The following is a 21,603-nucleotide window of genomic DNA, read 5'->3' as shown; positions in this document are numbered from 1 at the left end:
TACCCGGCTAAACAGGGCGCGGCCTTGGCCGCAAACAGGTCCGGCCCTACCCTCCTTGTCGAGCGAAGGGAGGGGACATGGGAGCCAGCATCACGTTGCAGGACATCGCGATCGCGACCGGCGTGACACGCCAGGCGGTCACGAACTGGCGACGGCGGACGAGCGTCTTTGGAAGTCCTGTCCCGTTCCCGGCTCCCGTCGACACCGTCCGCGGAGTCGAGCGGTTCGATCGTGACGAGGTCCTCGCGTGGCTGCAGGTCACGGGCCGCGGCCGGAACGACCAGGTCGAACTCGACGCCCCCGCCCTGACGCCGCCGGACGACGCAACTCTCGACGACACGATCACACTGCTCGCTTTGCGGAGCCAGACGGCACGCGACATCGCCGAGCTCTCAAGGGATGAGTTGGCGCGGCTCGCGATCGACGTCGACCCGCACGACGAGGTACTTGCAGCCGAGGTGTCGGAGCTGGACCCGTCGCCTCAGGTGCTGGCGTACGTCGACGAACTTCTCGGGGCATCGTACGGCCCGGGCGACGCGCTGGACCGGTTGACATCGAGCCGACTCTTTCGCGAGCGCGGGGGACGCGGCCTCTCGCGCGAGGGCGTCGAACTCCTCGTCGCGGTGATTGGCGCCTGCGTCCAGCACATCCCGGGGGCTGCGGTTGCCTTCGACGCCGCGCCCGAGGTGCTCGCATGCATCCCGGACGGGACGACCGTGGTTCTGCCGAGCGATCGCGCGGCGCGTCGCCGACTGATGATCCGCAACGTCCCGACGACGCCGGACGCACCGTCCGTCGTCAGAGCGGCGGTCCTTCTCGGCGCCGATGACGCCGTGCTGGATCGGATCGATGACATCGCAGACGAACTGCCCGCTGGAAGCGTGGCGGTGGTCCTGGGGCCCGCTTCTGTGTTGTGCGACAGGCTGCGCGGTGCGGACGCTCGACGCCGCCGCACGCTCCAGGTTGGAAATCTCGTCGCCGCCATTCGCCTGCCGCGGGGGATGTGGACCGAGGCCCATCGCCTAACTCTCGCACTGTGGGTACTGCACGCCGGTGCCCCTGCGCGCCGTGTTCTGCTGGCGGACCTCACCGGGCGGGACGTCGTCGTGGACGACGTCGTCGACGACGTGCTCGGCGCGCTTGAGCAATCCGACCGACGCCAGTATCGCTACGGCCGTGCACTGCCGTACGACCGCGCCGTCGACGGCGACCCGCTCGTCCCGGCCGGCATCGCCCCCGCGCGCCTACCCGGTGTCGATCCGGGCCACAGAGACGCCGTCACCGCGGCCACGCTCGTGACGAGCCTCCCCGTCGACGGGTTCGACATCCTCGTCGCGCCCGCCGCCGCCGCGCTGGCCACGGCGCCGCGATCGCTCGGTCAGATGGTGGACGAACGGTCGGCCCGGAAGCTGCGAGGCTCACGCATCGACCCCGCCCACACCGAGACCACTGGTACCACGCGGATTCTCTCCGCGGTCGCGACCGAACCCACGTGGCAGATCGACCCCCTCGTCGCCGCCATGCACTACGGGCATGCACTCCCGACCGAGCCGGGTGACGTCGTCGTCGCGACGTCGCCGCGACCCTCAGCCGTCGTCGACGAGGTCGGTGGTGCCCTCGTTCGCTCCCCGAGCTTCATCCTGCGCTTGACCGAACGGGCTGGGATCGGGCCTCTGGCACTCGCCGAGTGGATCAACCTTCTTCCGGAGCCCGCCGGAGACTGGCGCGCCTGGGCCGTCCCGCGGCTGTCCGCCCGCCACGTCGACGACGTCGAGGCCGCGCTCACGACCGCGGTCGCACACCTGGGCGAGTTGCGTCGCCGTGAGGACGCAATGCATGACCTGATCCGTCACCTCGTCCAGGGCGTCGCTGTCGGCGACCTCGCTCTTCTCCCCACCACCAATCGGAAGGCCGGCTGACATGCCACCGCGCGCCAAGTCCGCACCTGACGCTCCCTCGACGATGAAGGAGCTCAAGGACACTCTCTGGAAGGCCGCAGACAAGCTGCGCGGCTCCCTGTCCGCGTCGCAGTACAAGGACGTCATCCTTGGGCTCGTCTTCCTCAAGTACGTCTCTGACGCCTACGAGGAGCGGCGCGAGACGATCCGGGTCGACCTGCTCGCCGACGGATACGACGAGTCGCAGATCACCGAACTGATCGACGACCACGAGGAGTACCAGGGCTACGGGGTGTTCGTCGTCCCGCAGCAGGCACGCTGGTCGTACCTGTCGGAGAACTCCAAGGGCACGCCCGCGATCGGCAACGAGCCGCCGCGGACGATCGGGTCGCTCGTCAACGACGCGATGGACTTCGTCATGGGCGCGAACCCGAGCCTGGTCGGAACGCTGCCGCGCATCTACAACCGCGACAACATCGACCAGCGGCGACTCGGCGAGCTCGTCGACCTGTTCAACAGCACCAGGTTCAGCCGGCAGGGCGAGCACAAGGCTCGCGACCTGATGGGTGAGGTGTACGAGTACTTCCTCGGGGCTTTCGCCCGCGCCGAGGGCAAGCGTGGCGGGGAGTTCTTCACGCCGCCGTCGGTGGTGAAGGTGATCGTCGAGATGCTTGAGCCGCACGAGGGGCGCGTGTACGACCCGTGCTGTGGGTCCGGTGGCATGTTCGTGCAGACCGAGAAGTTCGTGTACGAGCACGATGGTGACCCGAAGAACGTCGTTGTCTACGGCCAGGAGCTCAACGAGGAGACCTGGCGTCTGGCGAAGATGAACCTCGCCATCCACGGGATTGACAACAAGGGTCTGGGCGCGCGGTGGGGCGACACGTTCGCCCGCGACCAGCACGCAGACGTTCCGATGGACTTCGTCATGGCGAACCCGCCCTTCAACATCAAGGACTGGGCCCGCAACGTTGAGGACCCGCGCTGGCGGTACGGCGTCCCGCCCGCCACCAACGCGAACTACGCCTGGATCCAGCACATCCTCTCGAAGCTCGCCCCCGGCGGGCGCGCCGGCGTCGTCATGGCCAATGGGTCGATGTCGTCAAACTCCAACGGCGAGGGCGACATCCGCCGCCAGATCGTCGAGGCCGACCTCGTCTCGTGCATGGTCGCCCTGCCGACCCAGCTGTTCCGCAGCACCGGCATCCCCGTGTGCCTGTGGTTCTTCGCCAAGGACAAGACCCGGGGCGCCCAGGGCGCAATCGACCGCACCGGACAGGTCCTGTTCATCGACGCTCGAGCACTCGGACACATGGTGGACCGCGCCGAGCGCGAATTATCCGTGGACGACGTCAAGAAGATCGGTGACACGTACCACTCGTGGCGTGGCTCGTCTTCTGCGGTCGGAACGTACGAGGACGTCGCGGGTTTCTGTCGGTCTGTGCCGCTGGCCGAGATCGAAGCGGCCGGCTACACGCTCACACCGGGACGATTCACTGGATCAGCCACAGAAGCCGAGGCAGACGACCCCATTGATCAACGGGTGTTTCGACTGACTCAAGACGTTCTCGAGGCACTTGACCGAGCAGCAGAAGCCGAGGCTCTCGTGCGCGCACAGTTGGAGAGACTCGGTGTCTGACTGGACGAAGTCGACGTGGGGCGCGGTTGTCGAGCTCCAGTACGGCCGAGCCCTCGGCGCATCGGAGCGCTTGGCGGCCGGACCGACTCGCGTTTATGGGACGAACGGGCCCATTGGATGGACGTCCACGTCTCAATCTGACGGGCCGGGCGTCATTATCGGCCGAAAGGGTGCGTACCGCGGGGTGCATTACTCACCGGGGCCGTTCTGGGTGATCGACACGGCCTACTACGTCACGCCGCGCGTTCCGATGGATATGCGATGGGCGAGTTACGCAATTAGGCCCGACGACATCGCCGCGATCGGTTCTGGCTCGGCGATACCGTCGACCAGTCGCGAGGACTTCTACGCGTTGCCGGTCCTTCTTCCGGGTCTGGATGAGCAACGGGCGATCGCTGACGTGCTCGGGGCGCTCGACGACAAGATCGCCGCCAACGATGCGATCCTCGGCACTCAGTCGGCGCTGGCCGACGCCTGCTTCATGCAGGCACTCGCGTTGGGCGGCGACCGTGTCGCGCTCGGAGAGTTAGCAGAGTTCCTCAACCGCCGACGGGTGCCGTTGTCTTCGCGCGAGCGCGAAGCACGTATTGGTGCCGTGCCTTACTACGGAGCGGCGAGCCGTCTCGGCTTTGTGGACGAAGCTCTCTTTGATGAGCCTCTGCTATTGGTCGGCGAGGATGGCACGGTCGTTCGGGATGGAGGATCGCCGGTTACCCAGTACATCTGGGGACCGGCATGGGTGAACAACCACGCGCACGTCCTGCGAGGCCGCGGAATTTCAACTGAACTGCTCTGGGTCGCGCTGCGTCAGTCGAATGTAGCTCACCTTGTCACGGGAGCGGTCCAGCCCAAGTTGAGCATGGGAAACCTTCGGACGTTGGAAGTCTTGCTGCCGTCGAGTCGTGGCGAACTCGAGAGACGCGTCCAGGCGTTCGTTGGCTACGAGCGCGCGCTCGTAGAGGAGTCATCGCGCCTGGCGTCGACCCGAACCGGCCTCCTGCCGTTGCTTCTGTCGGGCAAGGTGCGCGTCCGCGATGCCGAGAAGAAGGTCGAGGAGGTGCTCTGATGGTCAGCGAGGCGGAATGGGAGGACATCGCGCTCGAGCGGCTGGAGCAGCACGGGTGGGAGTGGTTGCCCGGCGTGCAGACCGCCCCTGGCGCCGAGTTCGGTCGTTCTTCGTGGGACGACCTCGTGCTCCGCGAGCGCGCGCTCGCCGCGCTGCGGCGCCTGAACCCGCTCGTGCCCGAGGGGTACCTCGGTCAGGCGCTGGCCGAGGTCCTGGCGCCGGCGTCGCAGGACTCGATCGCCGAGAACTTCCGGCTGCACGAGGTCCTCGTCCACGGATACCGCGGCATCGTGTACATCGACCCCGAGGGCGTCGAACAGAACCCGACCATCAGGTTCGTCGGCCACCGCGTCGAGGACAACGAGTGGCTCGCCGTCAACCAGGTGACGATCCGGTCGGCGGAGCACGAGCGCCGGTTCGACGTCGTGCTGTATCTCAACGGCCTGCCGGTGGTCGTCGTCGAGCTCAAGAAGGCCGGCGCCGAGCGCGCCGACGTGTCGGCGGCGCACGCACAGCTCGACACGTACCTGCGCGAGTTTCCGATGGCGTTCCGGTTCGCGGTTCTCACGATCATCAGCGACGGCATCACCGCCCGGTACGGCACGCCGTTCACGCCGCTCAACCACTACTCGCCGTGGAATGTCGACGACGACGGTCGTCGCGTCACCCCTGGCGTCGACGTGCGGGACGACAGCCTGGGCCTCGAGATCGAGCTGCTGATCGACGGCGTCTGCAACCCCGAGCGGTTCCTGCAGCTGCAGCGCAACTTCGTCGCGTTCGACGAGGGCGCGGACGGGCACGCGAAGCGGATCGCGAAGCCGCATCAGTACTTCGCGGTCACCAAGGCCGTTGGCTCGACGGTCACCGCGGTCGAGAGCAACGGCAAGGCCGGCGTCGTCTGGCATACGCAGGGGTCGGGCAAGTCGATGGAGATGGAGCTGTACGCGCACCTCGTCGCGCTGCAGCCCAAGCTCAAGAACCCGACGCTCGTCGTCGTCACCGACCGCACCGAGCTCGACAGCCAGCTCTTCGAGGCGTTCAACCGGTCACGGCTGCTCGCCGAGAGCCCGGTCAACGTCATCTCGCGCGGACAGCTCCGCGACGCACTGACCACCCGAGCGACCGGCGGCATCTACTTCACGACGCTGCAGAAGTTCGGACTGACCGACGAGGAGCGCAAGGCGGGCGCGGACCACCCGCTGCTCACCGACCGGCGCAACATCATCGTCGTCGTCGACGAGGCGCATCGCAGCCACTACGACGACCTCGACGGGTACGCCCGCCACATCCGCGACGCGTTGCCGAACGCTGCGTTCATCGCGTTCACTGGCACGCCGATCTCGTTCGCGGACCGCAACACCCAGGAGGTGTTCGGAGAGGTCATCGACACCTACGACCTCACGCGCGCGGTCGAGGACGGCGCAACGGTGCAGGTGTACTTCGAGCCGCGCCTGATCTCCGTCAAGCTCGCCAAGGACGTCTCGGACGAGGATCTCGACACTGCCGCTGACGAGGCATCGACGGGGCTCGACGAAGTCGAGCGCGAGCGCATCGAGAAGTCGGTCGCCGTCATCAACGCCGTCTACGGGGCGCCCGCGCGGGTCTCTGCGCTGGCCGATGACCTGCTCGACCACTGGGACAAGCGTTCGGAAGCCATGCGCCCGTTCCTCGAGTCGCCCGGCAAGGCGTTCATCGTGGGTGCGACCCGCGAGATCTGTGCCCAGCTCTACGAGGAGATCGTGGCCCGGCGTCCGGGGTGGCACGACGATGCCGTCGACAAGGGCGCCGTCAAGGTCGTGTACTCCGGGTCCGCGACCGACACGGGCCTCGTCGCCAAGCACGTGCGGCGCGACGCCCAGAACAAGGTCATCCAGAAGCGCCTCAAGGACGCCGAGGACCCGCTGCAGGTCGTCATCGTCAAGGACATGATGCTGACGGGCTTCGACGCGCCGCCGCTGCACACGCTCTACCTGGACCGGCCGCTGCAGGGAGCGCTGCTCATGCAGACGCTCGCTCGCGTCAACCGCACTTTCCGCGGGAAGCCCGACGGCCTGCTCGTCGCATACGCGCCCTTGGCCGACAACCTGAACAAGGCCCTGGCCGAGTACACCGAGAAGGACCAGCAGGCCAAGCCCGTCGGACGCAACATCGACGAAGCGGCAGCTCTGGCCCGCACGCTCGTCGCCGCGCTCGACTCGATCTGCGCCGGCTACCCGTGGCAGAAGCAGCTCGGGAACGACGCGCGGAGCTGGATCAAGGCGGCGGTCGGCGTGACCAACTACCTGCGCTCCCCGTCGTCTCCCGGCAACCAGGAAGCGGACGGCGTCGAGACCCTTGGTGCCCGCTTCCGCAGGCTCGCCAACCAGCTCGCCCGCGCCTGGGCCCTGGCGGCGGGCTCCCAGACACTCGACGACCTGCGACGGACCGCGAAGTTCTACGAAGAAGTCCGCGTCTGGATGGCCAAGTTCGACGCCCAGGAGCGGCAGGCCTCCGGGGAGCCTGTCCCCGAGGAGATCAGCCGGCTGCTCGCAGGTCTCGTGGCGACGGCCACCGCGACCGGCGAGATCGTCGACATCTACGACGCCGCCGGTCTGCCCAAGCCGTCGCTGTCCGACCTCGGACCGGAGTACGTCCATCGCGCGCAGCATGCCGAGAACGCGCACCTCGCGATTGAGGCGCTGCGCGACCTGCTCACGGAGGAGTCCGCGCGGGTCACGCAGAACAGCCTGGTCCGCCACCGGGCGTTCTCCGAGAAGCTCAAGGAGCTGATGAACCGCTACACCAACCAGCAGCTCACGTCGGCAGAGGTCATCGCCGAGCTGATCGAGCTGGCCAAGGAAGTTGCCGCGGAAGCGCGCCGGGGCGAGGAGTTCACGCCGCCGTTGAACTCGGACGAGCTGGCCTTCTACGACGCGGTCGCCGCCAACGAGTCCGCGGTCGACATCCAGGGCGAGGAAGTGCTGGCTCAGATCGCCCGCGAGCTGGTCGAGGTGATGCGTCGCGACGTCAAGACGGACTGGACGGTTCGCGACGACGTGCGGGCCAAGCTGCGCTCGTCGATCAAGAGGTTGCTGGTGAAGTACAAGTACCCGCCGGACAAGCAGCCGGGCGCGATCGCACTGGTCATGGAGCAGATGGAGAGCATGGCTCCGCGGATGGCCGCGAGCGCGACTTCGACCGGTTCGCCCGCACTGGTGTAGGTGGCTTCCGCCATGTCGCAAGTGCAGCGACTGCCTCAGGTCAAGACTGCGACTCGACCTGACGATGGGTGGGGGATGACGCTCGGTGCGCCTGGCAACCGATTCGGGGGAGTGGCATGAGCGAACAGGCAGGTCCGCCGACATTCGGCTACCACCCGCTCGTCGACGAGATCGGCGAGGTGCTGCCTCGTGCTGCGTTCGTCCGTGCCCTTGTGCTCGACGAGCCGATCAGCGACCTCGTGGATCACGTCTCGGCGTGTAGGTCCCTGTGGGACGCCGAGGTGGCGCTGCCGGCGGGCATCTACTGGTTTGACGGCATCGACGAGCCGCTCCTGATGCAGGTCGGCGGTGGCGCACCACCGGGCGCGGCGAGCTCGATAGCGATTGACGAGCTCAGCGAGGAGCATCCACTCACTCAGGCATTCGGGTGGGCGGAGCACTTTTGGTCCGACGCTGATGACGTCCCCACACCACGTTTCGCGGTGCATGAGCCCGCGCTGATCGTTCCCGGCGGCGATGATGTCATCGTCCGAAGCCGCAGATTTGTCGGTGGCGGATGGCGCTACACCGTGTTCCACGACGGTCGATCCGAGCAGGTTCTGGAGTCGAAGCTCGCGCCGGCGCCGCAGCTCGACGACCCCGTCGAATGGGTGAAGGGGGAGCCGGCCACCGTCGACCGGTTCGGCGCGACGCTCACCCGCAGCAAGTTGCGTGGCAGGTTCTCCGACACCGTCTACTCGTTCCGGGCCACGAGGACGACATTCCGCCCATACCAGTTCAAGCCGGTGCTCAAGCTGCTCCAGACCGGCAAAGCCCGCTTACTCATCGCCGACGAGGTCGGCCTCGGCAAGACCATCGAAGCCGGCCTGATCTGGACCGAACTCGAAGCGCGGCGGGAGGCGGACCGCGTCCTCGTCGTGTGCCCCTCGTCGCTCCTGGGCAAGTGGAAGGAGGAGATGGAGGAACGATTCGGCTTCGAGCTCACCGAGCTCGACACCACGGCCCTCGCGACGTTCCGGGAACGCTTCCGAGAAGGTCGCCTGCCACCTCGGCAGGCCTACATCTGCAGCCTTGAGCGGCTGCGGACCTGGGACGGGCTCGAAGAACTGACCGCGGCGCCGCCGGAGTTCGACCTCGTGATCGTTGACGAGGCCCACTCCATGCGGAACTCGAACACCAAGAGCTACGAGCTCGGAACCCGTCTCGCGGAGTGGGCCGACTCCCTGGTCTTCCTCACCGCCACGCCCATCAATCTGCGACAGGAAGACCTGCTCAACCTGCTGGAGCTCCTCGCGCCGGAGGACTACGACGACCTCGCCGACCTGCAGCTGCGACTGGAGCCGAACGCCGTCCTGCACGAGGTCGGGCGGATGCTCAGCGACCGCTCCGCGACAGCACCCGACCGGCTCGCGGCCATATCGCGCCTCGGGCGGTCTCCATACGGGCTCGTCCTGCAGCAGCGACCCGACTACCCGCTGCTTCTGGAAGTGCTGGGCCGCGAGCCGCTGACACCGGCCGACATCGTCGAGGCGCGCCAGTACCTGGCGGACCTCAACTCCCTGTCGACCGTGATCACCCGCACCAAGAAGGCCGAGGTGGACGAACGCAAGGCGCTGCGCGTCCCGCACTCGGCCGACGTCACCTGGACCCCCGCTGAGCTGGCGTTCTACGAGGAGTACGTGCGCTGGTGCCGTGACCGCGCCGACGCCGTCGGCATGCCCGTCTACTTCGCGATGCAGATGCCCCTGCGGCTCGCGAGCGCCTGCCTCCCAATGGCTCGGCGGTCTGTCCTGGATCCGGCGGGATTTGGAGCGATCACCGACGCCGACCTCGAGTCGGACAAGCACGCGGTGCAGGTCGAGCCACACCCTGCGCTCGTCGCCGCCGCGCGAGCTCTTCCGGAGGGCGTCGACACCAAGTTCGACGCCCTGGCGCCGGTCCTCAAGAACCTCGTCGCCGAGGGCAGACGGGTGCTCCTGTTCACGTTCTCCAAGCCGACTCTCGCCTACCTCGCCGGACGGCTCGGCACCTCGATGCGAGTCGCCGTGCTCCACGGCGGCGTCCGACGTGACCTGCGGCGGCGGATCATGGCGGACTTCCGCCGCGGCGAGTACGACGTCGTGCTCGCCAACCGCGTCGCAAGTGAAGGCCTCGACTTCGAGTTCTGCTCCGCGGTCATCAACTACGACCTGCCGTGGAACCCGATGGAGATCGAGCAGCGCATCGGCCGCATCGACCGCATCGGGCAGCCGGAGGAGAAGATCCTCGTCGTCAACTTCTACAACGAGGCCACGATCGACGAACGCATACTGCGCCGGGTGCTCGACAGGATCAAGATCTTCGAGTCCTCGATCGGCGCGCTCGAGCCGATCATCGAGGCGCAGATGCCGGCCCTGCGCGCCGCATTCGACTTCACGCTCACCGCGGCGGAACGAGAGCGCAAGGTCCAGCAGGTCCTCACCGCGATCGAGAACCAGCGAGCGGGTCTGCGCGAAGTGGCCGATGCATCGTCCGCGCTCATGGTCAGCAACGACGTCGACGTCTCCGGCCTCGAGGACGACCTCATCCGCACCGGTAAGTACATCGGGCAGCGCGAGCTTGGCTTGCTGTTGCACGACTGGGCGCGGACGGATGGCGCCGAGGGAGTGGAGTTCACCCCTGACGGGTCCGCACTCTCGCTGCGCGGTACCCCTGCGATGGCCGAGCGAGTCGACCAGCTCGCGCGAAGCGGACGCCGTTCCCGGGCTGAGGTCGAGCGCCTCTCGGCCGGGCTACGAGCCGAGATGCCGCTGCCGTTCGTGCTCGACCAGGAGCGCGCGCGTACCGGCGGAGGGGACCTGCTCACCGCCACCAGCCCGCTCGTCATGGCCGCCGTCGACGTGCCCGGCCACCGGCAGGCCAGGTTCGCGGACATCCGGCTCACCGGCGACGGCGTGGCCCCTGAAGGCACGTACGTCGTGGTGCTGAGCCAGGCGCTATCCGCACGGCGCGGGGGCGACGAGATCTGGGGCTGCGCTGTCGATCTCGACGGCCGTCAGGCACCGACCGAGGTGGCCGACTTGCTCTTGGCGGGACTCGCGATGGGCAGGTTGGCCCAGGGTTCCGGCACCTACGACGCCTCGCGCCTTGTCAGGCCGACGGCTCGGGCCCGCGATCTGCTCGAGCTGCGTCACGAGCGAGAGCAGCATCGCCGCGACCGGGAGGCGCAGGCTCTCGTCGAGGCGCGCCGAGTGGTGCTCGCTGAGCAGTACGAGCGTCGGACGAGGACCATCGACCAACGCATCAGGACGGCGCGAGAGCGAGGCCGCAAGGCCTCAGCGATCCGGCTCTTCGAGAGCCAGCGACGACGTGCGACCGACCGGTACCGGGTGCTGGTCGCCAACCTGGAATCCGAGCTTCACCCCGAGATCCGCCTGCAGCCGCTGGCCGCATGCGTGCTGGAGGTTGTGCATGGCACCTGACAATCGTGCGGCCGAGCTCAGCGACGAGCGCGCCGCAGAGAAGCAGTATGCGGAGGCGATGCACCGCCGCGCGGATCGGCCGCAGCCCACGCAGGGGGCACGCAGCACGTACTGGACGGGAACGGGGCAGCCGATCGCGCGCCGGGCGGCGTTCGGCGAGCTCGTCGGACGCGTCGCCCTACGTGGACCCGAGCACGAGCACCTCGACGGGGCTTCGGACTTCTACATCGGCGACTGCCATTACAACCTCGACGGTGTCGAGATCTTCAGCTGGGCCGCGCCCGTGGCCTGTGCGTTCTTCCGCGGCTCGACTCACCACACTCTGTGCGATGACGTCGCCGTGATCCGAACCTTCGTCCACTCAGGCGGGACGCTCACGGAGTTCCACGACGAGGCTCTCGTCGACGACCCGCCGAGCCGTCCGTTCGCGCGGCGGGCGCTGAACATCCCGACGGCCCCGATCCGGCCGACAATTCCCCGGTTGCCCACGAAGCAGCCGCCGGCGCAGCAGCAACCCCGGACGACCCCACAGACGCCGGCGCCGACGTCGGCCGGGTCGACGGCTGTCGCCCGTGCGAACCAAACCGGGGCGCCTCGCGCTTCCACGTCGCGTGCGAAGACGCCGCTCAGGGCCGAGTCGGTCCTACAGAGTCGCCTCGCCGCACCCCGGGCCGAACGACTCACGTCGGTGCTGTCGACGCTGCAGCCCGACCAGTACGAGATCGTCACGGCGCCGGGACGAGCCGACCTCGTCGTCGAGGGACAGCCCGGAACCGGCAAGACCATCATTGCGGCGCACCGGGCCGCGTATCTCGTCAGTCCCGCGGTCGATACCAGCCTGCGGCCAACAGGCAGCGTGCTCCTCGTCGGCCCGTCGCGGGAGTACTCGCGCCACGTGGAGGGCTTGATCTCCAGTCTGGCGCCCGGAAGCTCCGACATCCGTGTCGTCGCCGTCCCCGAGGTTCTCGGGTTGCTGACTCAGGTGAATGAACGAGATCTGCGGGGGCCGACCAGTTATACGTGGCAGGACGTCGACACCGAGCTTGCGGCCCTCGCAGGCCGGGCGCTCGCCAAGGCGAAGCGAACTGGGCGCAGGCATCCGAACATGCGATCGGCGCTGGAGCAGGTCTACGAGATTCTGCGGGTCAACGGTTCGTCGGCCGAGCCCCTGACGAACGACGCGGAGTGGCGTCACTACCTTCGTTCGCTGCCAAGGTTCGGCGAGGCCCGCGTCGACCGCTCCCTGCAGCCGCTGCTGGCCTCGATCGTCACCCAGATCAAGTTGCCCCAGCAGCTGTGGGGCATCGGCCATGTCATCGTGGACGAGGCGCAGGACGTCCACCCCCTCGAGTGGGAGGTGCTGCGCAGGCTGAACTCCGGAACCTGGACCATCTTCGGCGACCTGAACCAACGGCGCTCGGACCACACGGTGGCCAGCTGGCAACGGGTCGCCGACTACTTGGGGATCCGTATGGACTCCAAGGTCCCGGTCACGACGTTGCAGCGGGGATACCGCTCGACCCGACCTATCATCCAATTCGCGAATCGGCTCCTGCCCCGCACCGAGAGGGAGCTTGAGTCGCTACAAAGAGAGGGCCCCGATCCGGTCGTTGTCCCGACCAAGTCGCTGTCGCCGGAGGCGATGCGACAGGCGATCGCGCTCCTGGACAGGCACCCGCAGGGCACTGTCGCGATCATCGACGTCGAGCCCGAGAAGGTCCGGGCCGAGACGTTGCGGCTGGGGTGGGTGGCCGACCGCGGCGATCGCAACAAGTGGCGCAAGGGCGGCCGGCTGCTGACCATCACCAATCCCGACGCAGCACGTGGCCTGGAGTTCGACGGTGTCGTCGTCGTCGAGCCAGGGGCGTTCCCGCCCAATCTCGGCCGGCAGGGTCAGCTCTACACAGCGCTGACTCGAGCGAACCGTGAGCTCGTGGTCGTCCACAACGACGCGCTACCCGACGAGCTGAGGGTGCGGCGAAGATAACAGCGTCGGGGGGTTCGTTGTCGGAGGCGGTCAGCCACGCCGACGATGCACACGAGCCGGAAGCGCGACATTGAACGTTGCCCATGCCTCACGACCGACGGTTCGGAGGACACGTGCCCGACCGCACGTACTACGACACACTCGACGACGCGATGGCCGCGCTCGGCGTGCCCGTCGAGAGCCGACCGCTTGCCCGCGACCTGACGCCGAGGGTGCCGTCCGAGTTCTGGATCCCCGCGAAGAGCACGTACATCGCGGTTCGTCCACAAGGCGAGCGGGTCGTCAAGACGTACGTCAACCGCGGGTTCGTCGACCGATGGGTCGCACCCCGTAGATACGAGCGAACGCACATCGTCGGTGGCGTCGCCGACGGGCCCTACGAGCGCTGACCGACCGCCGCCACGCGACTCGTCATCCCCTGGGCACGACCACGGACCGTAGGGCGGCGGCGAGCCGGCGCCGTAGCAGTTCGCTCAAGGGGTGTTCGGCTCGCCCGTCGTCCGGGACGCGCTTGAGGTGGAGGCGCAGTACCCTGATCTGCCCTCGCGCCAGCGGGGCTCGCGGGCCACCAGTTTGATGCCGCTCAGTCGTTGTAGAAGCGGTCGAGAGCGGAGTCGAGGTGCTCTTCGCCGGTGCGGTAGTACCGCGAGTTGACCGTCTCCTCGTTGTCCCAGCCGCCGATCTGCATGAGCTGACCCTTCTTGAGCTCCATCCAGTCGACCATGTCGCGGGCGAACCGGTGACGCAGGGTGTGCCAGGGCTGCTCCATCTGCGTGACCAGCACCGCACGGCGCTCGCCGTTACGCATCGTGCGGGTCTCCGGCGTGACCGTGTACTTCCAGCCGGCCGCCTTCTGCGACTCGGTGATGAGCTCGTTGAGGTTGCTCGTCCACCACATGCCGCCCTGCGGTGCCGGGAACAGCAACGCGTCGGGGTTGGTACCCGCACGCTGCTCGGCTTGGGCCTCCTCCGCTCGCTCGAGCAGCTTCTCGAGCAGCGGGTACTCGTCGCGCGTCAGACGCAGCACTGGAACCCAGCGGCGCTTGCGGTTCTTAGGCAGGCGGCGCCGACCGGTCGCCGCGTTGGTGGACCACTGCCAGAACACCCGGATCACCCAGCCGTTCCCACGGCGGACGATGTCGTCGGCCGTGAGCTGGAACTGCTCGCCCTGGCGCAGGCCCGCGCCGATCGCTGTGTGGACGGCCAGCTCACCCCACGGCACCCGCAGCTGCATCGTCTCGGCCAGGGCCACGCACGCGGAACGGTGCGGGGCGTCCTCCTCGCTGACGTAGGACGCGGCCTGGCCCTGCACCAGCACCTGCTCGCGACGCCGGGGACGGCGCTGCTCCTGGGGCAACCGCGGCGCGACCGTCCTGGCCCGCTGTGGAAGGAGAGCAGCCTGCTCCCAACTGATGGCCTCGCACTCCGCGGCCCAACAGAGGAAGTTGCGCACCTCGCTGGTCATCTGCCGCACCATGCCAGGAGTGCCGCACGCGCTGCGCATACGGTTGATGGTCGCGAGGTCCAGGTCGGTGGCGGGCAGCCCCTCGATGCCCTTGACGGCGCGAGCGAGATCATCCGCGATCTTGGCGTGGTTGCTCTCGGTCCAGTCCTCTCCCGTCAAGTGCCCGCCCTTGTCCCGCTTGCGGTCACGCGGAGTGGAGACGTACTCCCGCACGAGCTCGCCGAGCGTCACGACCGTCGAGCCCGTGTCCGGGTTCGCGAGCTCCGCGTCGAGCGCCTCGGCCTGGTGGAGCGCGAACTCGGGGTCCCGGCCCAGGCTGCGGTGCCGGCGCTCGCCGGTAGCGTCGACGAAGCTGAGCCGGTAGTACGGCCGGCTGCCGGTGGGCACGTACAGGGTGACCCGGCCGGTGCCGACCAGGTGGCCGTGCGCGCGGCTCACGACGCCCGCCGCGAGGTCGCGTGGGGCAGCGCGGCGATCTTCGCCAGGGCGGCCGCGTGCGGGTCGACGGCGGTCTGGACCGGCGCTGCCAGCTCGGTGGGACCGGGCGTCGTCGTCGGCTTGGGGCCGGTGGCGATCGACACCGGGGCGACGGGCAGGAGCGTCGGCAGGTAGGCCAGGACGGTCTCGCGCAGCCAGTACTTGCGCGCGTTGGGCGCGTCGCAGAGTCGGAACGCCGGCGGGAAGTCGGGCCGGCCGATGAGGGTCCGGGTGGCGCGGGTCTGCTGGCGCAGGGCCAGGGCGATGTGCTCGACGGTCCAGATCGGATCGCCCAGGGAGATCTCGGGAAGCGGTGTGCGTCTGCTGTGCATGGCGCGGAACGTCCGGGGGTCACCGCGGGCCGCAATCGCCACACGACTCTTGTGGCAAACCTTGTGGCAAGACGACGGCAGCCCAGCCACCGAAGGGGTGGCTGGGCTGCCGTTCTTGCAGGTCACCGCCTCATGGGAGCAGCCATGGGGCGGGACGATTCCGCTGGGATTTAGCAGTCGTAGTAGAGCTCGAACTCGTGCGGGTGCGGCCGCAGACGGATCGGGTCGACCTCGGCGGAGCGCTTGTAGTCGATCCACGTCTGGATCAGGTCCGGCGTGAACACGTTGCCGGCGGTCAGCCAGTCGTGGTCGGCCTCGAGGTTGTCGAGCACCTCGGCGAGCGAGCCCGGGACCTGCTGGATCTGGGCGTGCTCCTCGGGGGGCAGCTCGTAGAGGTCCTTGTCGACCGGCTCCGGCGGCTCGATGCGGTTCTGGATGCCGTCGATGCCGGCCATCAGCATGGCCGCGAAGGCCAGGTACGGGTTCGACGACGGGTCCGGCACGCGGAACTCGATGCGCTTGGCCTTCGGGTTCGAACCCGTCACGGGGATGCGGATGCACGCGGAGCGGTTGCGCGCCGAGTAGACCAGGTTGACGGGCGCCTCGAAGCCCGGCACGAGGCGGTGGTACGAGTTCACCGTCGGGTTGGTGAACGCGAGCAGCGCCGGTGCGTGCTTGAGCAGACCACCGATGTACCAGCGGGCGAGGTCGGACAGGCCGCCGTAGCCCTTCTCGTCGAAGAACAGCGGCTGGCCGTCCTTCCAGAGCGACTGGTGCACGTGCATGCCCGAGCCGTTGTCGCCGAAGAGCGGCTTCGGCATGAACGTGGCGGTGCGGCCGTTCTCGTGCGCCACGTTCTTCACGACGTACTTGAAGAGCTGCACCTTGTCGGCCGACTTGCCGAGCGTGTCGAAGCGGTAGTTGATCTCCGCCTGGCCGGCGGTGCCGACCTCGTGGTGCGCGCGCTCGACCTGCAGGCCCAGTGCGTCGAGCTGCAGCGAGATCTGGTCGCGCAGGTCGGCGAAGTGGTCGACCGGCGGGACGGGGAAGTAGCCACCCTTGTACGGCGTCTTGTGGCCGAGGTTGCCACCCTCCTCCTCGCGGCCCGTGTTCCACGCGGCCTCGATGGAGTCGATGTAGTAGAACGACGCGTCCTGGCGGGTCTGGAACCGGATGTCGTCGAAGATGTAGAACTCGGCCTCGGGCGCGAAGAACGCGGTGTCCGCGATGCCGGTCGACTTCAGGTACGCCTCGGCCTTGGCGGCGACCTGACGCGGGTCGCGGCTGTAGGGCTCGTCGGTGTACGGGTCGACGATGTGGAAGTTGATGTTGAGCGTCTTCTCCGCGCGGAACGGGTCGACGTAGGCCGTCGAGACGTCCGGGATCAGCTTCATGTCCGACTCGTGGATCGCCTGGAAGCCGCGGATCGACGACCCGTCGAACATCTGGCCCTCGGTGAAGAAGCTCTCGTCCACGCTGCCCGCGGGCACGTTGAAGTGCTGCATCACGCCGGGCAGGTCGCAGAACCGGACGTCGATGAACTTGACGTCCTCGCTCTTGATGAAGGCCAGGACTTCCTCTGGCTTGCTGAACATCCGCTGCTCCTCGGTTGGTCGTCGCCCGTTCGATCGGGCTGGCCCGACCGTACGAGGGGGCCGTTTCTCCATCGTGTAGCGATTGTTTCCACGACGTTACGGACCCGGTGCCTGTGTAACGATCGGTCGCCGGACCGGTCAAGCGTCCATCTCGCGCCGCCTACCCTGGACGCGTGGTGACGCGAGAGAACATCGGCTCCTGGCTCGAGGGCAGCCCGGCGGGTGGCGAGGGCGACGACCGAGGCGCGCGGCTCGGCCTCCCGCGGGACGGCAGCGGCTCGCTCGCCGGTCTGGGCCGGCGCATCGTGGCGCTGCTGATCGACTGGTTCGCGTCCCTGCTCGTGGCGTCCGTCGTCTTCCCGCACGACAGCGCGTCCCGGTCCTGGGGGCCGCTCGCGATCTTCGCGCTCGAGAACGTCGTGCTGGTCGGTTCGATCGGCTCGTCGATCGGGCACCGGCTGCTCGGTCTGCGCGTGCGCCGCGTCGCGACGCCGCCCGCCGAGCCGGTCGTCGACGACGGGCACGCGCCGGGCTTCCTCGCCGCCGCGATCCGGACGGTGCTGGTGTGCGTCGTCATCCCGGCGGTCATCTGGGACGGCGACGGCCGCGGCATGCACGACCGGGCCGCCGGCACGGCGATCGTCCGTCGCTGACGCACCGCGCGTGACGCACCGCGCGCCCGCGCGGGCGGCTCGTCGTCAGGCCGGTGCCGTCCACTCGAGGCTGTACCGCCAGTAGAGCCTGCGCCGCCACCGGACGCCCGGCAGCGCGAGCCGCGCGGCGTCGCGCACGGCGCCGTAGCCGTCGGCCGGGTCGGTCATGGGGGAGCCGTGCTCCCACACGCCACGACGCCGGTCGGCCACGAACGCCACCGGGACCGCCGCCGCACCGAGCGCCGCGTCGAGCGGGCTGCGCACGGCGGCGAGGCCCACGACGACGAGCCGCCCGCGGGGCGCCGTCAGCGCGGCGAGCCGCCGCAGGCCCGCGGCGAGGTCGACGTGGTGCAGCGTCGCGAAGCACGTCACGAGGTCGAACGTCCCCTCGGGGACCTCGAGCGCGTCGCCGACCTCGTAGCGCAGACCCGCGCGGCCGTCGGCGGCGGCGCGCGCCCGCTCGACCTCGTCGACGTCCGCGTCGACGCCGACCACCGAGGCGACGCCCGCGTCAGCCAGCCTGCGCGTCAACAGCCCCTCGCCGCAGCCGACGTCGACCGCCGACCGGGCTGTGCGGGCATGCCGCAGCGCGAGGTGGTGGTAGTGCGTGTTGTGGTTCCAGGTGCCGTTCGTACCGTCCGCAGCCACGCGGGCACCGTACCGAGCGCGGCCCGCAGAGAGGCGGAGGTCAGCGCCCGCGCATGCCCTTGCGGTCGGGGCGCACGCGCATCGGGTCGACACCCTTCGGCACCGGCAGGCGGACCGCGCCGAGCGCGGTCAGCCGCTTGTCGACGGCTGCGACCTCGGCCTTCGTCAGCTGAGGCTTGAGCTTCTGCACGGTGCGGGGCAGCTTGCGCAGCGGCACCTGGCCCTCGTCGTTGCCGCACTGGATCACCGTGATCGGCGCGCCGGAGATGACGCGGGCCGTGCGCTTGCGCTCCTGCTCGAGGAGGCGACCGACGCGGGACGCCGGGCCCTCGCCGATCAGCACGACACCCGGTCGGCCGACACCGCGGAAGACCACGTCCTGCGTGCGCGGGTCCACGGCGACGGGCTCCTCGCCGAACGTCCAGCCGCGGCGGATCGTGCCGAGCGCGGCACGCGACGCGCCGGGCTGTCCCTCGATCTGCGTGTACGCGGCGGTCTCGGCGCGGCGCGCGAGCACGAACAGCGCCGCGAGCACCGCGAAGGGCACCGAGAGCAGCAGCCAGTACAGCCACTGACCGATCAGCAGGCCGACCACCGCGCCGATCGCCAGGATGCCGACGAACGTCGCGAGCACGAGCCACGTGACCGACGGGTCGACCCGGCGGGACATCTGGTACGCCTGCCACACCTGGTGGTACCAGCGGGTCTTCTTGACCTCGGGCGTGTCGGAGCTGGACGAGTTGCGGGCCATGGGCCCGAAGTCTACCGAGCGCCGGGGCCCGTCCTGGTCACTCCGCGGGGGAGGACGACGGACCGGCGAGACTCAGCGCGCGAGCAGGCTCGCGGCCTCCTGGCGCGCGGTGGTCGGCTCGCCGAGGTGCGCGAGCGCCTCCGGGATCGGCAGCCCGCGGCGGCGCATGGCCTGCCCCCACAGCCGGCCGGCGCGGTACGACGAGCGGACGAGCGGGCCGGCCATCACGCCGAGGAACCCGATCCGCTCGGCCTCCTCGGACAGCGCGACGAACTCCTCAGGGCGGACCCACCGGTCGACGGGGTGGTGGCGCACCGAAGGCCGGAGGTACTGCGTGATCGTGATGAGGTCGCAACCCGCCTCGTGCAGCGCGGCGAGCGCCTCGACCGTCTCGTCGTACGTCTCGCCCATGCCGAGGATGAGGTTCGACTTCGTGACGAACCCCGCGTCGTGCGCGCGCGTCAGCACGGACAGCGAGCGCTCGTACCGGAAGCCGGGGCGGATCTGCTTGAAGATCCGCGGCACGGTCTCGAGGTTGTGCGCGAGGACCTCGGGCCGCGAGTCGAAGACCTCGTCGAGCAGCTCGGGGACCGCGTTGAAGTCGGGGATCAGCAGCTCGACGCCGGTGCCGGGGTTGACGTCGTGGATCTGGCGCACCGTCTCGGCGTAGAGCCACGCGCCGCCGTCGGGCAGGTCGTCGCGCGCGACGCCGGTCACCGTGGCGTACTTGAGGCCCATCGCCTGGACGGAGGCCGCGACGCGGCGCGGCTCGTCGCGGTCGAGGTCGACCGGCTTGCCGGTGTCGATCTGGCAGAAGTCACAACGCCGCGTGCACTGGTCGCCGCCGATGAGGAACGTCGCCTCGCGGTCCTCCCAGCACTCGAAGATGTTGGGACAGCCCGCCTCCTCGCACACCGTGTGCAGGCCCTCGCGCTTCACCAGGCCCTTGAGCTCGGAGTACTCCGGCCCCATGGTCGCGCGCGTGCGGATCCACTCGGGCTTCTTCTCGATGGGGGTCTGCGCGTTGCGCGCCTCGACCCGCAGCATGCGACGGCCCTCGGGTGCGATGGTCACGTCCGTCAGAGTAACCGCGCGTCGCGGTGGTGGCCGCGGCGAGCGCCGAGGCGCGCGTCACACGTCGCGCGAGGGGACCTCGGTCCCGCGAGCGGTGGCGCCCGCCGGGGGGACGCTGGAGCGGTCGAGGGTTCCGGCGAACGGGACGGGGGATGCCATGACCGTGCTGGTGTCGGTCGCGTCGCGCCACGGTGCGACGGCCGAGATGGGTGACCTGGTTGTCGAGGAGCTCGCTGCCGCCGGGCTGGACGTCGACCGCGTCGCGCCCGACGACGTGGAGCGCGTGACCGGCTACGACGCCGTCGTGCTCGGGTCGTCGGTCTACGTGGGCCGGCTCGACGCGGGCCTGCGCGAGCTGGTGCGGCGCCAGGCGGGCCAGCTGCGCGAACGGCCGGTCTGGCTGTTCTGGTCGGGACCGGTCGGCGACCCGCCGGTGCCGCACGACGTCCCGGACGACGTCGACGCGATGTCGGCGCGGATCGAGCCGCGCGACATGCGGTGCTTCGTCGGCGCGCTCGACCGGGGCGGGCTCGACCTGACCGAGCGGGCGCTCGTCGCGCTCACGCACGCGCCGTCGGGCGACTTCCGCGACCTCGACGAGGTGCGCGAGTGGGCCCGGGCCATCGGCGCCGCGCTCACCGGCACGCGGTAGCCCCCGGGCGGGGGGCGCGGCGTCAGAGTGCGGGGACGGCCGCCAGCAGCGGCGTCAGCGTCTCCTCGAGGTGCCCGCGCACGAGCGGCAGCACCTCGGCGATCGTGACGCGACGTCCGGTCTCGGCCGTGAGGGACGTGACGTCGGCGTCGGCGATGCCGCACGGCACGATCCGGTCGAACTCGGCGAGGTCCGGCTCGCAGTTGAGCGCGAAGCCGTGCATCGTCACGCTCCGCGACACGCGCACACCGATCGCCGCCACCTTGCGGGCGCGCCGACCGCCGGACGCCTCGTCGGCCGGGAACCACACGCCCGAGCGGCCCTCGACGCGCACGGCCGCGAGCCCGAGGTCGGCGCACGTGCGGATCATCGCCTCCTCGAGCGCCCGGACGTAGGCGACGACGTCGATGGGCTCGGCCAGTCGGACGATCGGGTACCCGACCAGCTGGCCCGGCCCGTGCCACGTGATGCGCCCGCCGCGGTCGACGTCGACGACGGGCGTGCCGTCGACCGGTCGGTCCCACTGGGCCGTGCGCTTGCCGGCGGTGTACACGCTCTCGTGCTCGACGAGCAGCACCGTGTCGCGCCGATCACCGGCGGCGACCTCGGCGTGGACCGCCCGCTGGAGCTCCCACGTCGGGACGTAGGGGAGCAGGCGCGTGCCGAGGTCGAGCTCGTCGAACTGCATGGCGGCAGGCTAACCCC

At 69.3% G+C, this 21,603-nt stretch carries 16 protein-coding genes; 9 read left to right on the top strand and 7 right to left on the bottom strand.

All coding sequences use genetic code 11. From position 1 onward, the window contains the following. Positions 1–77 precede the first annotated feature (77 nt). The 7 genes from QRT04_RS01805 (at position 78) to QRT04_RS01775 (ending at position 13,640) form a co-directional block, all read left to right on the top strand. Entirely contained in the window at positions 78–1,919 is a 1,842-nt protein-coding gene (locus QRT04_RS01805) for a hypothetical protein (RefSeq protein WP_289453172.1), read from the top strand. 1 nt (position 1,920) lies between these two features. Further along, positions 1,921–3,537, top strand: a complete 1,617-nt coding sequence (locus QRT04_RS01800) for a class I SAM-dependent DNA methyltransferase (RefSeq protein ID WP_289453171.1) — start codon at positions 1,921–1,923, stop codon at positions 3,535–3,537. Further along, complete coding sequence (locus QRT04_RS01795) at positions 3,530–4,603, top strand: restriction endonuclease subunit S (RefSeq protein ID WP_289453170.1); 1,074 nt, start codon at positions 3,530–3,532, stop codon at positions 4,601–4,603. The genes QRT04_RS01800 and QRT04_RS01795 overlap by 8 nt, the downstream gene beginning before the upstream one ends. Beyond that, positions 4,603–7,803: a type I restriction endonuclease subunit R gene (locus tag QRT04_RS01790; RefSeq protein WP_289453169.1), complete on the top strand. Its 3,201-nt coding sequence runs from the start codon at positions 4,603–4,605 to the stop codon at positions 7,801–7,803. Before QRT04_RS01795 ends, QRT04_RS01790 begins: the two co-directional genes overlap by 1 nt. A gap of 116 nt (positions 7,804–7,919) precedes the next feature. Next, a complete protein-coding gene (locus QRT04_RS01785; protein WP_289453168.1) occupies positions 7,920–11,264 on the top strand; it encodes a helicase-related protein in 3,345 nt (1,114 codons plus the stop codon). Continuing rightward, complete coding sequence (locus tag QRT04_RS01780; protein ID WP_289453167.1) at positions 11,254–13,251, top strand: ATP-binding domain-containing protein; 1,998 nt, start codon at positions 11,254–11,256, stop codon at positions 13,249–13,251. The genes QRT04_RS01785 and QRT04_RS01780 overlap by 11 nt, the downstream gene beginning before the upstream one ends. Before the next feature lie 113 nt (positions 13,252–13,364). Then, a complete protein-coding gene (locus QRT04_RS01775; protein WP_289453166.1) occupies positions 13,365–13,640 on the top strand; it encodes a hypothetical protein in 276 nt (91 codons plus the stop codon). 194 nt (positions 13,641–13,834) lie between these two features. Here the strand turns inward: QRT04_RS01775 and QRT04_RS01770 are convergent, their stop codons facing one another. From QRT04_RS01770 to glnA, 3 genes are all read right to left on the bottom strand, one after another. Then, complete coding sequence (locus tag QRT04_RS01770) at positions 13,835–15,154, bottom strand: site-specific integrase (protein WP_289453165.1); 1,320 nt, start codon at positions 15,152–15,154, stop codon at positions 13,835–13,837. After that, entirely contained in the window at positions 15,151–15,525 is a 375-nt protein-coding gene (locus tag QRT04_RS01765; protein WP_289453164.1) for a hypothetical protein, read from the bottom strand. The genes QRT04_RS01770 and QRT04_RS01765 overlap by 4 nt, the downstream gene beginning before the upstream one ends. A gap of 170 nt (positions 15,526–15,695) precedes the next feature. Further along, positions 15,696–17,120 (bottom strand): type I glutamate--ammonia ligase, encoded by a 1,425-nt coding sequence (gene glnA / locus QRT04_RS01760; protein WP_289453163.1) that lies wholly within the window; start codon positions 17,118–17,120, stop codon positions 15,696–15,698. 173 nt (positions 17,121–17,293) lie between these two features. Between glnA and QRT04_RS01755 the strand changes: the two genes are divergently transcribed. After that, a complete protein-coding gene (locus QRT04_RS01755) occupies positions 17,294–17,773 on the top strand; it encodes an RDD family protein (RefSeq protein WP_289453162.1) in 480 nt (159 codons plus the stop codon). A gap of 45 nt (positions 17,774–17,818) precedes the next feature. Here QRT04_RS01755 and QRT04_RS01750 read toward each other — a convergent pair whose 3' ends face one another. The 3 genes from QRT04_RS01750 to lipA form a co-directional block, all read right to left on the bottom strand. Next, complete coding sequence (locus QRT04_RS01750) at positions 17,819–18,421, bottom strand: class I SAM-dependent methyltransferase (RefSeq protein WP_289453161.1); 603 nt, start codon at positions 18,419–18,421, stop codon at positions 17,819–17,821. A gap of 40 nt (positions 18,422–18,461) precedes the next feature. Next, positions 18,462–19,172, bottom strand: coding sequence for a DUF4191 domain-containing protein (locus QRT04_RS01745; protein ID WP_289453160.1), 711 nt, complete (start codon positions 19,170–19,172; stop codon positions 18,462–18,464). A 72-nt stretch (positions 19,173–19,244) separates the two neighbouring features. Continuing rightward, positions 19,245–20,246: a lipoyl synthase gene (gene lipA, locus QRT04_RS01740; RefSeq protein WP_289453159.1), complete on the bottom strand. Its 1,002-nt coding sequence runs from the start codon at positions 20,244–20,246 to the stop codon at positions 19,245–19,247. 157 nt (positions 20,247–20,403) lie between these two features. Here lipA and QRT04_RS01735 point away from each other — a divergent pair, with 157 nt between their 5' ends. Continuing rightward, positions 20,404–20,898 (top strand): flavodoxin domain-containing protein, encoded by a 495-nt coding sequence (locus tag QRT04_RS01735; RefSeq protein WP_289453158.1) that lies wholly within the window; start codon positions 20,404–20,406, stop codon positions 20,896–20,898. A gap of 22 nt (positions 20,899–20,920) precedes the next feature. Here the strand turns inward: QRT04_RS01735 and lipB are convergent, their stop codons facing one another. Beyond that, positions 20,921–21,586 (bottom strand): lipoyl(octanoyl) transferase LipB, encoded by a 666-nt coding sequence (gene lipB, locus QRT04_RS01730; protein WP_289453157.1) that lies wholly within the window; start codon positions 21,584–21,586, stop codon positions 20,921–20,923. Positions 21,587–21,603 lie beyond the last annotated feature (17 nt).

The sequence above is a fragment of the Cellulomonas alba genome (assembly GCF_030362835.1).
GTDB classification, from domain to species: domain Bacteria; phylum Actinomycetota; class Actinomycetes; order Actinomycetales; family Cellulomonadaceae; genus Cellulomonas; species Cellulomonas alba.
Note: the sequence above shows the minus strand (reverse complement) of the source record. Positions and strands in the feature narration are given on the sequence as shown.

Excerpts from the sequence above, each read along its gene's own strand:
- QRT04_RS01780 (WP_289453167.1), top strand. The coding sequence starts at position 11,254 with ATGGCACCTGACAATCGTGCGGCCGAGCTCAGCGACGAGCGCGCCGCA.
- QRT04_RS01805 (WP_289453172.1), top strand. The coding sequence starts at position 78 with ATGGGAGCCAGCATCACGTTGCAGGACATCGCGATCGCGACCGGCGTG.
- QRT04_RS01790 (WP_289453169.1), top strand. The coding sequence starts at position 4,603 with ATGGTCAGCGAGGCGGAATGGGAGGACATCGCGCTCGAGCGGCTGGAG.
- glnA (WP_289453163.1), bottom strand. The coding sequence starts at position 17,120 with ATGTTCAGCAAGCCAGAGGAAGTCCTGGCCTTCATCAAGAGCGAGGAC.
- QRT04_RS01735 (WP_289453158.1), top strand. The coding sequence starts at position 20,404 with ATGACCGTGCTGGTGTCGGTCGCGTCGCGCCACGGTGCGACGGCCGAG.
- lipB (WP_289453157.1), bottom strand. The coding sequence starts at position 21,586 with ATGCAGTTCGACGAGCTCGACCTCGGCACGCGCCTGCTCCCCTACGTC.
- QRT04_RS01800 (WP_289453171.1), top strand. The coding sequence starts at position 1,921 with ATGCCACCGCGCGCCAAGTCCGCACCTGACGCTCCCTCGACGATGAAG.
- QRT04_RS01745 (WP_289453160.1), bottom strand. The coding sequence starts at position 19,172 with ATGGCCCGCAACTCGTCCAGCTCCGACACGCCCGAGGTCAAGAAGACC.
- QRT04_RS01785 (WP_289453168.1), top strand. The coding sequence starts at position 7,920 with ATGAGCGAACAGGCAGGTCCGCCGACATTCGGCTACCACCCGCTCGTC.
- QRT04_RS01765 (WP_289453164.1), bottom strand. The coding sequence starts at position 15,525 with ATGCACAGCAGACGCACACCGCTTCCCGAGATCTCCCTGGGCGATCCG.